This is a genomic window from Brevibacterium sp. R8603A2, assembly GCF_023072605.1.
Taxonomy (GTDB): domain Bacteria; phylum Actinomycetota; class Actinomycetes; order Actinomycetales; family Brevibacteriaceae; genus Brevibacterium; species Brevibacterium pityocampae.
Map to the genome: position 1 here is coordinate 243,306 of NZ_JALLGN010000004.1, position 11,826 is coordinate 255,131.

11 protein-coding genes are annotated in these 11,826 nt (G+C 71.2%); 1 reads left to right on the top strand and 10 read right to left on the bottom strand.

Annotated elements, in window-relative coordinates; translation table 11 throughout:
• Positions 1-96 precede the first annotated feature (96 nt).
• The 10 genes from ruvB to MTQ12_RS05880 all read right to left on the bottom strand — a co-directional run bounded on the left by ruvB (position 97) and on the right by MTQ12_RS05880 (position 10,575).
• Positions 97-1,164 carry a Holliday junction branch migration DNA helicase RuvB gene (gene ruvB / locus MTQ12_RS05835; protein ID WP_247424962.1) on the bottom strand — a complete coding sequence of 356 codons (1,068 nt, stop codon included), beginning with the start codon at positions 1,162-1,164 and terminating at the stop codon, positions 97-99.
• Positions 1,161-1,760, bottom strand: a complete 600-nt coding sequence (gene ruvA, locus MTQ12_RS05840; RefSeq protein WP_247424966.1) for a Holliday junction branch migration protein RuvA — start codon at positions 1,758-1,760, stop codon at positions 1,161-1,163. Before ruvA ends, ruvB begins: the two co-directional genes overlap by 4 nt.
• A 124-nt stretch (positions 1,761-1,884) precedes the next feature.
• Positions 1,885-2,484 (bottom strand): crossover junction endodeoxyribonuclease RuvC, encoded by a 600-nt coding sequence (gene ruvC / locus MTQ12_RS05845; RefSeq protein WP_137319842.1) that lies wholly within the window; start codon positions 2,482-2,484, stop codon positions 1,885-1,887.
• Positions 2,484-3,239, bottom strand: coding sequence for a YebC/PmpR family DNA-binding transcriptional regulator (locus MTQ12_RS05850; protein WP_137319843.1), 756 nt, complete (start codon positions 3,237-3,239; stop codon positions 2,484-2,486). Before MTQ12_RS05850 ends, ruvC begins: the two co-directional genes overlap by 1 nt.
• Positions 3,240-3,415: 176 nt before the next feature.
• Complete coding sequence (locus tag MTQ12_RS05855) at positions 3,416-3,895, bottom strand: NUDIX domain-containing protein (protein ID WP_247424969.1); 480 nt, start codon at positions 3,893-3,895, stop codon at positions 3,416-3,418.
• Entirely contained in the window at positions 3,892-4,512 is a 621-nt protein-coding gene (pgsA, locus tag MTQ12_RS05860; protein WP_137319845.1) for a phosphatidylinositol phosphate synthase, read from the bottom strand. Before pgsA ends, MTQ12_RS05855 begins: the two co-directional genes overlap by 4 nt.
• Positions 4,513-4,516: 4 nt before the next feature.
• A complete protein-coding gene (locus MTQ12_RS05865; RefSeq protein ID WP_247424972.1) occupies positions 4,517-6,565 on the bottom strand; it encodes a prolyl oligopeptidase family serine peptidase in 2,049 nt (682 codons plus the stop codon).
• Complete coding sequence (locus MTQ12_RS05870) at positions 6,562-7,104, bottom strand: HIT domain-containing protein (RefSeq protein ID WP_247425001.1); 543 nt, start codon at positions 7,102-7,104, stop codon at positions 6,562-6,564. The genes MTQ12_RS05865 and MTQ12_RS05870 overlap by 4 nt, the downstream gene beginning before the upstream one ends.
• Positions 7,105-7,180: 76 nt before the next feature.
• Positions 7,181-9,181, bottom strand: a complete 2,001-nt coding sequence (thrS, locus tag MTQ12_RS05875) for a threonine--tRNA ligase (protein ID WP_247424975.1) — start codon at positions 9,179-9,181, stop codon at positions 7,181-7,183.
• A gap of 218 nt (positions 9,182-9,399) precedes the next feature.
• Positions 9,400-10,575: a DUF308 domain-containing protein gene (locus tag MTQ12_RS05880; RefSeq protein ID WP_247424978.1), complete on the bottom strand. Its 1,176-nt coding sequence runs from the start codon at positions 10,573-10,575 to the stop codon at positions 9,400-9,402.
• Between the two features lie 1,041 nt (positions 10,576-11,616).
• On the opposite strand from MTQ12_RS05880, the gene MTQ12_RS05885 reads away from it, so the two are divergent.
• The coding region (locus MTQ12_RS05885) for a transposase (protein WP_247424980.1) at positions 11,617-11,826 on the top strand (210 nt) is incomplete at its 3' end.

Consider the following 11,826-nt stretch of genomic DNA (forward strand, 5'->3'; position numbering starts at 1 on the left):
GCTGTTGGGAGCCAGTGATCCAGTGTAGTGGCCGGGGTGTCTCCGTCCCAATCGCCTGTTCAGGGTCGTCGTCGAGGGGCGTCGGCGGCCGACGGCTCAGAAGCCGAGCGTGCCATCGGGCGGGGTGAGCCCGAGGTGGGCCCAGCCGTCCGCAGTGGCGATCCGCCCGCGCGGGGTCCGCGAGATCAGTCCCTCGCGGACGAGGAACGGCTCGGCGACCTCTTCGACGGTCTCCGGCTCCTCCGCGACGGACACGGCCAGCGTGCTCAGCCCCACCGGGCCGCCGGCGAACCGCGTGCACAGGGTGGAGAGCACGGCGCGGTCGAGCCGGTCGAGGCCCCGCTCGTCGACCTCGTAGACCTCGAGCGCGGAGCGTGCGGCAGGCAGGTCGACGACCCCGGTGCCGCGCACCTGCGCCCAGTCCCGGACGCGGCGCAGCAGCCGGTTGGCGATCCGCGGGGTGCCGCGGGAGCGGGAGGCGATCTCCTGCAGACCGGTCTCCGAGGCCTCCATGCCGAGCATCCGGGCCGAGCGCACGAGCACGGTCTGCAGGTCCGCGACGGTGTAGAAGTCCAGGTGGCCGGTGAATCCGAAGCGGTCGCGCAGCGGGGCGGGCAGCAGGCCGGAGCGGGTGGTGGCGCCGACGAGGGTGAAGGCCGGGAGCTCGAGCGGGATCGCGGTCGCGCCGGGCCCCTTGCCGACGATGACGTCGACCCGGAAGTCCTCCATCGCGACGTAGAGCATCTCCTCCGCGGCGCGGGCCATGCGGTGGATCTCGTCGATGAAGAGCACCTCTCCCTCCTCGAGCGAGGACAGGATCGCGGCGAGGTCGCCGGCATGCTGCACGGCCGGGCCGGAGGTGATGCGGATCTGCGAGCGCATCTCGTGGGCGATGATCATCGCCAGCGTCGTCTTGCCCAGGCCCGGCGGGCCGGACAGGAGCACGTGGTCGGGGGCCTTCCCGCGGGCGGCGGCGGCGTCGAGGACGAGGGAGAGCTGCTCGCGCACCTGCGGCTGGCCGATGAAGTCGCCGAGGCCCTTGGGTCGCAGGGCGGCCTCGGCGGCGCGCTCGACCTCCCCGGCACCGGCCCGGGTGAGCCGTTCGAGCTCGGCCCCGGTGGGCTCCTCGGCGCCGAAGTCGACCTCGTAGCTGCGGTCGCTCATGCGCGGGCCCCGAGCGCGCGCAGCGCAGCCTTGAGGAGCTCCGACACGGTCGGGTCATTCAGCCCGGCGGCGGTGTCCTCGACCGCGGACTCCGCCTGGGCCTGACGCCAGCCGAGTCCGACGAGCGCGTCGACGACCTGGGCGGCGACCGCCGGGGGCGCGGCCGGGGCGCGACCCGGGGCGGGCCGGGCGACGCTCGTGTCGATCTTCCCGGCGAGCTCGAGCATGAGCCGGGCGGCGACCTTCTTGCCGACCCCGGGCACCTTGGTCAGCGGCACCTGGTCGCCGCTCGCGATCGCGGCGCGCAGCTCGTCCGGGGACAGCACGCTGAGCACCGCGAGCGCCAGGCGGGGGCCGATCCCGGAGATCGTCTGCAGGGTCTCGAACAGGTCCCGCTCGTCCTCACCGGCGAAGCCGTAGAGGGTGAGCGAGTCCTCGCGCACGACGAGCACGGTGTGGAGATCGATCTCGGCGCCGTGGCGGGTGTCGGCGGCGAGCTGCGGGGTGACATGGACGCGGCGTCCGAGGCCGGCGGTGACGACGGTGAGGCTGTCGGCGCGGACGGAGTGCACGCGGCCGGAGATGAAGGTGATCACTCGAACTCCTGTGGGAACGGATGTACGAATACGAGTGTATCCGCACCGGGTCCGCCGCACCGGTCAGCCGGGCTCGGTTCGGCGCGTCACGCCGGTCGCGGGCCTCCCGCCGAGGCGCGTCACGTCAGCGGCGAGAGCTGCGCAGCGCGGCCGCCCACTGCTCCTGGGCCCGCGTGAGGCCGGCGCCCTGCCGGGTGGCGGCCTGCCGGGCGAGGAGGTCCTTCGTGGGGCCCGGGGTCGAGGTCGCCGCGGTCGCTCCGCGCCACAGGTGGCAGATCGCCAGCGCGAGCGCGTCGGCGGCGTCGGCCGGGGTGGGCGGGGCGTCGAGGCGGAGGATGCGGGTGACCATGCGGGTCATCTGTTTCTTGTCCGCCCGGCCGTTGCCGGTGATCGCGGCCTTGACCTCGGAGGGCGTGTGCATCGCCACGGGGATCCCGCGGCGTGCGGCGAGCCCCATGGTGAGGCCGGACACCTGGGCCGTGCCCATGATCGTCGACACGTCGTTGCGGGCGAACACCCGCTCGATGCTCACGACATCGGGCCGGTGCTCGTCGAGCCAGGTGTCGAACGCCTCGGCGAGCGCCCCGAGCCGGACGTCCACGGAGTCGCCGGCCGGGGTGCGCACGACGTCGACCGCGACGAGCTCGGCGGTGCGGGCGGGTCGGGAGTCGATGACCCCGAGGCCGCACCGGGTGAGCCCGGGGTCGACGCCGAGGATGCGCATCAGTCGGCGTCGAGCTCGGCGAGGACCTCGTCGGAGACGTCCGCATTGGAGTACACGTTCTGCACGTCGTCGAGGTCCTCGAGGGCGTCGATGAGGGAGAACACCTTGCGCGCCGTCGCAGCGTCGAGCGGCACCTCGACATTGGCGACGAACGCGGCCTCGGCGCTGTCGTAGTCGATGCCCGCATCCTGCAGCGCGGTGCGCACCGCGACGAGGTCGGTGGCCTCGCTGATGATGTCGAAGGTCTCGCCGTGGTCCTTGACCTCCTCGGCGCCGGCGTCGAGGGTCGCCTCGAGGACGGCGTCCTCGTCGGTGCCCGCGGTCGGCACGGTGACGACGCCCTTGCGGTTGAAGTTGTAGGACACGGAGCCGGGGTCGGCCATCGACCCGCCGTTGCGGGTCACCGCGACACGGACGTCGGAGGCCGCGCGGTTGCGGTTGTCGGTGAGGCACTCGATGAGGAGGGCGACGCCGCCGGCGCCGTAGCCCTCGTACATGATCGTCTGGTAGTCGACCCCGCCGCCGTCGAGCCCGCCGCCGCGCTTGACCGCGCGCTCGATGTTGTCGTTGGGGACGGAGGACTTCTTGGCCTTCTGGATCGCGTCGTAGAGCGTCGGGTTGCCGTCGGTGTCCGGGCCGCCGTTGCGGGCTGCGACCTCGATGTTCTTCACGAGCTTGGCGAACAGCTTCCCGCGCTTGGCATCGATGGCCGCCTTCTTGTGCTTGGTCGTGGCCCATTTGGAGTGACCTGACACTGATGTCTCCCTGCGATCGTTAGCGATGTGCGCGAGCCGCGGTGTGCGCGGCCTGCGCTTCCGGTCCGGGGATCATTGTAGCGCCGCGTCACCGCGGGACGGCCGTCGGACGCGCGGCGGATGCGTTGGGCCGGGCGCATGTGGCCGGGCAGGATGCGCTGGGCCGGACGGCCAGGTCAGTCGAGCACGAGCGGCACAGCCGGTGCCGTACCCGAGCGCACGAGGTCCATGAGCTCGGTGAGGCGCGGCGGGTAGACGGTCGCCGTGGTCCGGCGCAGCTCGTCCTGGGACCACCAGCGGCCGCCGACGATCGAGCGCTTCTCGACCTCGGTCCACACGGCGTCGGCGAGGTCGAACTCGTCCTCGCTCACGAGGCCGAAGAACACCTCGTCCTGGTGGAGGGTGCGCTCGGTGAACTCCATCACCGCCCGGCGGGTGGCGAGCGGCCCAAGCAGCTCGGCGGGCTCGCACACGAGACCGGTCTCCTCGGCGAGCTCGCGGGCCGCGGTCTGCTGGGGCGTCTCCCCCATCTCCGCTCCCCCGCCGCAGGTGAGCCACCAGCGGCGGGAGTCGTCGTGGAGGTCGCGGGCGTGGAGGAGGAAGACCTCTCCGGCCGCGTTGAGCAGCACCACGCGGGCTGCGGTCCTGATCTTCACCGGTCGTCCTCCTCATGGGCGAGCTGGCGGTGGACGGCGACGATGCGCTGGCCGATGGTGATCGAGCACAGCACCATGAGCACGGCGAGGGCGACGGTGAGCACGACGTCGGGGAGACCGAGCCCGACGAGGCCGGTGACGACGAGGGTGACGAGGAGGCGGTCGGCCCGCTCGGCGATCCCGCCGGCCGCCGTCACGCCCAGGCCCTCGGCCTTGGCTCGGACGTAGGACACGATCGAGCCGGTGACGAGCACGCCGAGTGCGAGCAGCGCGGTGAGCGGGTCCTCGGCACCGAGGAAGTACCACAGGGCGATGCCGACGAACACCGCGGAGTCGGCGAACCGGTCGAGGGTCGAGTCGAGGAACGCGCCCCAGGTCGAGCGGCGGTCCGCGAGGCGGGCCATGATGCCGTCGAGCATGTCGCCGAACACGAAGAAGGTGATGACGACGGTGCCCCAGAACAGGTGCCCGAAGGGGTAGCCGAGCAGCGCCCCGGCGCACACGCCGAGGGTGCCGATGACCGTCACCGCATCCGGGGTCAGGCCGATCCGCAGGAGCAGCCGGGCCACCGGGGTGAAGAGCGCGGTGAACGCCCGGCGGGCGATGCTGTTGAGCATCCGCTCAGTCCTGTTCTCCGGTGCCGGGGGCCCCGTCGGCAGCGGGGGCCCTCGAGCCAGGAGCGAACACGCGGGACCACCAGTCGAGCACGGCCTCGAAGCGCTGGATCCGGTGCCGGGGGCGGCCGGACCGGGACAGCTCGTGGTTCTCCCCGGGGAAGACGAGGAGCTCGCTGGGCACCCCGGCGCGCTGGAGCGCGGCGAAGTACTGCTGGGCCTGCTCGAGCGGGCAGCGGTGGTCGAGCTCGGAGTGCATGACGAGGGTCGGGGTGCGGACTGCGGGGACCCGGCCGAGCGGCGACTGCCGGGCGATCTCCTCGGGGTCCGTGCCGGTGTACCCCTCGGAGAAGAAGCGGCCGATGTCGGAGGTGCCGATGAAGCTCTGCGGGACGAGGTAGCCGCGCTCGACGATCGCACCGGCGAACCGCTGGTCGGACCCGATGATCATCGCGGTGAGGTAGCCGCCGTAGGAACCGCCCTGGATCCCCAGGCGTTCCGGGTCGAGCTGCGGGTGGGCCGCGAGAGCGGCCTCGAGCACGGCGAGGACGTCCGCCGCAGCGGGGTCGGCGAGGTCGCCCTGGACCGCCGCACCCCAGGCGCGCCCGCGGCCGTGGGAGCCGCGGGGGTTGCTCCACACGACGCCGTACCCGGCCTCGACGAGCACCTGCGTCTCGTCGAACAGGGCGTGCGAGTACTGGGCGAAGGGCCCGCCGTGGATGTTGAGGATCACGGGGAAGGGTCCCTCGCCGCGCGGCATCGCGACCCAGCCGTGGATCTCGCCGAGCGGGCTGGCGGCGGCGATCGGGGTCGGGATCACCGGGTCGTCGATCCGGCTGAGCGCGGTGAGCGCCTGCGGGGCCGAATCCCGGCTGCCGAGCCGGTGGACCTCCCCGGCGCTCGCCGGGGTCCCGGCGGTGTAGACGAGGGAGCCGTCGGGCAGCTCGACGAGGCCGTCGACCACGTGGTCGGCCGGGGTGAGCGGGTCGAGGTCCGCGGCCGTCGACGGAGTGCTGGTCCCGGCGATCGGGATGCGCACGATGCGCTGCGCGCCGTCGGAGACGGTGACCGCGAGGACGGAGCCCTGCCGGGACAGGGCGGGGGCGATGTCGGCGAGCTCGACGCTCTCCTCGTCGGTGAGCCGCACGGTGGTCCCGGTGGCACGGTCGTGGCGATGGAGGCCGAGGGTCCGGGCGACGAAGTCGGTCGCGCCGCCGGCTCGGGAGCTCGCGGTGAAGAGGAGGGTGGAGTCGTCGAGCCAGAGGTGATGCGACACCGCGACGTCGCCGAGGTCGAGCGGGGTCGCCTCCTGTTCGCCCACGAGCCAGACGGTCGAGCGGGTGTCGACGTCCGCGTCGCCGGAGGGCACGTCGGCGATGACGCTGAGCACGCTGCCGGACGGCGAGTACTGCGGGTCGCGGACGTCGCCGGCGGGTGCGGGCAGGCGCTGCGGCTCCGGCACGTCCTCGGCCCCGAGCAGGCCGGTGGTGTCCGTGGCGTCGTCCGCTGCGGCAGGCGCCGGGCCGGCGGCAGGTGCGGTGAGGGGGGTGAGGAACAGCCGGGCCGGGCGGTCGAGCACGTAGCCGACCCCGTTCGAGAGGTATTTCGCCCGCGTGATGCGGCGCGGCGCCTCGGCCTCGGGTCCGATGTCCGGGTCGGTGCCGTAGCGGCCGGGTTCGGGCTCGCGAGCGACCCAGGCGGCCGCCGCGCCGTCGGGGCGCAGCGCGAACGCGCTGACGCCCAGAGGTGCGTCCGTGACGGGACGGGCCTCCCCGGTCCCGGTGGCGATGTGGAGCTGCGGGCGCGCGTCCCGGGCGGCGCGGAGGAGTCCCGCGGTCCGCCCGGCGAAGCGCAGTGCGCTGTCGTGCCAGCCGTGGGTGACCCGCTCCGGGGCGGCCCCGGGCCGGTCGAGATCGACGGCGAAGAGCTGGGACAGGGTGGTGTCGGAGTCCGGGTGCGGGCGGGCGATCTCGACGAGCACCGTCGCGGGGTCGTGCGGGGAGCGGACCGGATGGGTGACGGTGTGGAGGTGGGCGACGTCGGAGGGCTTCATCATCGGTTCCACGCCTCCGCGAACAGCTGCTGCACCTGGGAGTGGACCTGGGGAAGCGCCTTCGTCTGCGCGACGATCGGCAGGAAGTTCGCATCGCCGATCCAGCGCGGCACGAGGTGCTGGTGGAGGTGCGCGGCGATCCCGGCGCCGGCGAGCTGGCCCTGATTCATCCCGATGTTGAAGCCGTCCGGGCCGGACACCGCGCGCACGACGCGCATCGCCTGCTGGGTGAATTCTGCGAGTTCGATGGTTTCCTCCGGGGTGAGGTCGGTGTAGTCCGCGACGTGGCGGTAGGGGCAGACGAGGAGGTGGCCGGGGTTGTACGGGTAGAGATTGAGGATCGCATACACCGTGGTGCCGCGGGCGACGATGAGCGCATCCTCGTCGGACTTCTCCGGGGCCAGGCAGAAGGGGCAGGCGTGTTCGGTCGCGCCGGCCGGCTTGTCCTGCCCCCCGATGTAGACCATGCGGTGCGGGGTCCACAGGCGCTGCAGGCCGTCCGGCTCACCGGGGAAGCCGGCGGCCGCCTCGGGCTCGGGGATCCCCGGGGATGCGGGGGATGCGGCAGTCCGGTCCGCGGGGTCCGCGGCAGGCTGTTCGGGGCTGCTGCCGCTCACGTCAGACCTGCGCCTTCGTCGCGATCGCCTCGGTGATCATCTCGACCGCCCGGTCCACCGGCACCCCGTTCTCCTGGCTGCCGTCGCGGTACCGGAACGACACGGCGCCGGCCTCCTGGTCCTCACCGCCGGCGATGAGGATGTAGGGGACCTTCTCCTTGGTCGCGGTGCGGATCTTCTTCGGCATCCGGTCGTCGGAGTCGTCGACCTCGACCCGCACCCCTGCGGCCCGCAGGCGCGCGGCGATGTCCTCGAGGTAGGGCACGAAGGGCTCGGCGACGGGGACGCAGACGACCTGGACGGGGGCGAGCCAGACCGGGAACGCACCGGCGTAGTGCTCGACGAGCACGCCCATGAAGCGCTCGATGGAGCCGAACTTCGCGGAGTGGATCATCACCGGCTGCTTGCGGGTGCCGTCGGAGGCCTGGTACTCGAGGCCGAACCGCTCGGGCTGGTTGAAGTCGTACTGGATCGTCGACATCTGCCAGGTGCGGCCGATCGCGTCGCGCGCCTGCACGGACACCTTGGGGCCGTAGTAGGCCGCGCCGCCGGGATCCGGGACGAGTTCGAGCCCGGTCTCCGAGCACACCTCCTCGAGCACCGCGGTGGCCTTCGCCCACTGCTCGTCGGAGCCGATGAACTTGTCGCTCTCCGGATCACGCGTCGAGAGCTCGAGGAAGAAGTCGTCGAGCCCGAAGTCGCGGAGCAGATCGAGGATGAAGTCGAGGAGGTGACGGATCTCGTCAGGTGCCTGCTCCTCGGTGACGTAGGAGTGGGAGTCGTCCTGGGCGAAGCCGCGCACGCGGGTGAGGCCGTGGATGACGCCGGACTTCTCGTAGCGGTAGACGTGGCCGAACTCGAACAGGCGCATCGGCAGCTCGCGGTAGGACCGGCCGCGGGAGCAGAAGATCAGGTTGTGCATCGGGCAGTTCATGGCCTTGAGGTAGTACTCCATGCCCGGCTTGACGACGGTGCCGTCGGCGTCGACGACCTCGTCGACGGTCATCGGCGGGAACATCGTGTCCGCGTAGTACGGGAGGTGGCCCGAGGTGTGGAAGAGCTCCTCCTTGGAGATGTGCGGGGTGCCGACGTACTCGAAGCCGGCCTCGACGTGCCGGCGGCGGACGTAGTCCTCCATCTCGCGCTTGACGATGCCGCCCTTGGGGTGGAACACGGGCAGGCCGGAGCCGATCTCGTCGGGGAAGGAATAGAGGTCGAGCTCGGTGCCGAGCTTGCGGTGGTCGCGCTTCTCCGCCTCGGCGATGCGGTGCTGGTAGGCCTTGAGGTCGTCCTTCGACGCCCAGGCGGTGCCGTAGACGCGCTGCAGGGTGTCGTTGGCCTGGTCGCCGCGCCAGTAGGCGGCCGAGGACTTCGTCACGGCGAAGCCGTTGCCGATGAGCTTGGTGCTCGGCAGGTGCGGCCCGCGGCACAGGTCCTCCCACACGACCTCGCCCTTGCGATTGCGGTTCTCGTAGATCGTGAGCTCGCCGGCACCGACCTCGACGGAGGCCTCGGCGTCCTGGCCGGCATTGCCCTTGTCCGCGACGAGCTCGAGCTTGAACGGTTCGTCGGCGAGGCGGGTGCGGGCCTCCTCGTCGCTCACGGCGACGCGGTGGAAGGTCTGCCCCTCCTTGACGATGCGCTGCGCGCGCTTCTCGATGGCCTTGAGATCCTCGGGGGTGAAGGGCTCGCCGACCTGGAAGTCGTAGTAGAAGCCGTCGGTGATGTAGGGGCCGATGCCCAGGCGGGTGCCGGGGAAGAGCTCCTGCACCGACTGCGCGATGACGTGCGCCGCGGAGTGGCGCAGGATGTCGAGGCCGTCCTGGTCGGCGAGCGTGATGGGAGCGAGCGAATCGCCGGCCGTGAGCTCACGGTGGAGGTCGGCGGGTGCACCATTCAGCCGGATCGCGATGACCTCCGGGCGGTCCGCGTAGACCGTGGCCCCGGTCATCCCCTCCTCGAACGGGATGTCGGATCCGTCGAGATGAATGGTGTCTGACACTGCGGAGCTCCTCGGTCTGGCGGTTTCTGGTGTGTCGTGCGAACGCGTAGTGCAGTCTATATCGTGCCCCGGACATCGGACGGCTCGCCGAGGGGATTCCGAGTGATGCGGCGATGGTCGGGGGGGCCGCTGCGGGGTGATCGGCGGCGGGAGAGCGGACGGCGCGGGGCCGCCCGCTCCCCGGAGGGAGTGGGCGGCCCCGGCGGGCGCAGCGGTGGTCAGCCGCGGGTGAAGATGTACGGGTTGCCGATGCCCTGGTCGGAGTTGCTGATCGCGACCGAGAGCTCGATCGAGTCGATGTCGGCCTCCGGCACCATGAAGCCCATGACGAAGGTCTCCGACTCGCCGGCCGGCACGGGGGCGAAGGACAGCCCGCCGTCGTACTCGGCGCCGTTGAAGACGTCCTCGCAGGTGCCGCCCGAGTAGGTGCATTCGATCAGCGGGAAGCCGGGGTCGAACTCCTCGCCGGAGGTGTTGTCGATGGTGAACTCGACGCGGGCGATCTCACCGCCGGTCGCCGGGGCGGAGAACTCCTCGACCTTGTCCGCGCCGACGGAAGCACTCATCGTCACACCGTCGGTGAGGGTGACGCCCTCGCCCGATGCCGGGGGTGCGGCGTCCTCGGTCTCCTCGGGAGCCGCTGCGGTCGATTCCTCGACGGGTTCGCTGGGCTCCTGCGCGGGGTCGCTGTTCGGGTCGGCCGGCGCAGTGCTGGCGGCGCCGGTGCTCGACTGCTCCACCTGGTCGACGAACCAGAAGGTGCTCGCGATCGCGAGGACGATGGAGAGCACGATGGCCAATGCACCGAGGATGAGACCGGTGATGCTCAGGCCCTTGTTCGTGGCCTTGCCCTTCTTGGCGGCGTTGAGGCCGACGAAGCCGAAGATCACGGCGACGATGCCGACGACGAGGGCGAAGATGCCGATGAAGATGCCGACGATCGGGATGAGCGCGCCGAAGGAGCTCAGCAGGGCGATGATGCCGGCGACGAGGGCGAGGATGCCCCAGATGTTGCGCGCCTTGGGGTCGCCGCCGCCGTAGCCGTACCCGGAGTTGTAGGGATCGTTGCCGTCGTAGGCGGGGCTGAACTGATCGTTGCCGTAGCCCTGGGGTCCGCTGCCGTAGCCCTGCTGGTCGTACCCCTGCTGTCCGTAGCCCTGCTGGTCGCCGTAGCCGCCGGCGGCCTGGTACTCGGGCTGGGAGCCGTACTGGTCCCCGTAGCCACCGGGCTGGGAGCCGTAGCCCGGCTGTTCGCCGTAGCCGCCGGGCTGCGAGCCGTACTGCGGAGCCTGGTAGCCCTGGTCGGAGCCGTAGGAGCCGCCGGCCTGAGGATCGGGCTGGTTGCCGTACGGATTGTTCGGATCAGAGCCGTAGGGGTTCTGAGGTGAGGACATCGTTGCGCCTGCACTTTCTGCGTTCGCAGGGATGATTCGTGATCGTGACAGATCCAGGTTAGCGGCAGTCCTGCTTAAACCACGCCTTCGGCAGTTCCAATTCGAGAACAACATGCAGTCCGTATCGACACGCGACCGTTCCGAACCGACAGGTGGCCGGCCGTCGGCGCCGGAGCGTGCCATCTCCACACTCTGTGCGCTGTCCGTGCTCACAGCCGTGGGGTGCTGCTGCGCGCGCCTCGAGAACCGTGATCGGCTGGGTGCCGTCGAAGGGCGTCCGGCGCCAGTCGCCACCCACAGCGGTGAGCTCGAAACCGGCGCGCTCCAGCTGTGCGGTCAGGACATCGTGGTCGTGGAACATCAGTTCCAGCTCTTCGACGATCTGCTCGTCGGTGATCTCGCGGTGGGTGTGGGTACCCTTGAGCCCCTGGCCCGGGTCGAGCTCGCGGGTCGTAGTCGACCGTCGGCCACGAGCCGACCCGCGGAAAGCACACCGTCTCCTCGAGGTTCAGGCCCGTTCATCCGGCACGGTGGGCGCTGAGGTACGCACGGTACCATTTCTCCTGCGCACTCCCCCGCCGGTACCCGGCTCCCGGTCCGGCGACCGGCGGCCGCAGTCGGATGAGCCGCACAACTGGGGCACGGGCGCTGCCGCCCGCCCCATCGGGCAGCAGATCGCCCTGGTCGGAAGCCGCCGGTGCGCCCTGTGGTGGGGGTGCACCACGGCTGGGAGGCGAGTGTGCTGGTTGCCAGTACGCTCCTCCGATCGACGGCGGCGTGGCCGCCTCATAGCGCGCACCGGTCGGGGTCGTGACGATGAGCCGGCCGGGGTCCGCCTCGTGCGTCCACCCCGGGTTCTCCTTCACGTCATTGCACGCCGCGCACAACCCCGAAGCATTCCTGAAATCTGTCGCCCCCGGGTAGTGCCCCATAGAGTGGTGTAACGCACGGAGGCCCGGGCACATCGCTCCTGATGTGGACGCGGCCACCGTGTGATCCTTCGAGTCAACCTTCCAAGAATCCTCGAACGGAGTCACAACGATGACCGCTCCTTACATTATCGACCCTGCCGGCCTGCTGGGTGAAGCCCTGTCCGAAGCCTCCCCGGACATGATGCGTACCCCGCTGCAGACCATGATCAATACCCTGCTGTCCGCGGACGCCGATGCCGTTGTTGGTGCCGAGTGGGGCAAGTCCTCCCCGGACCGGACGGCCAGGCGTAACGGCTACCGCCACCGGGAGCTCGACACC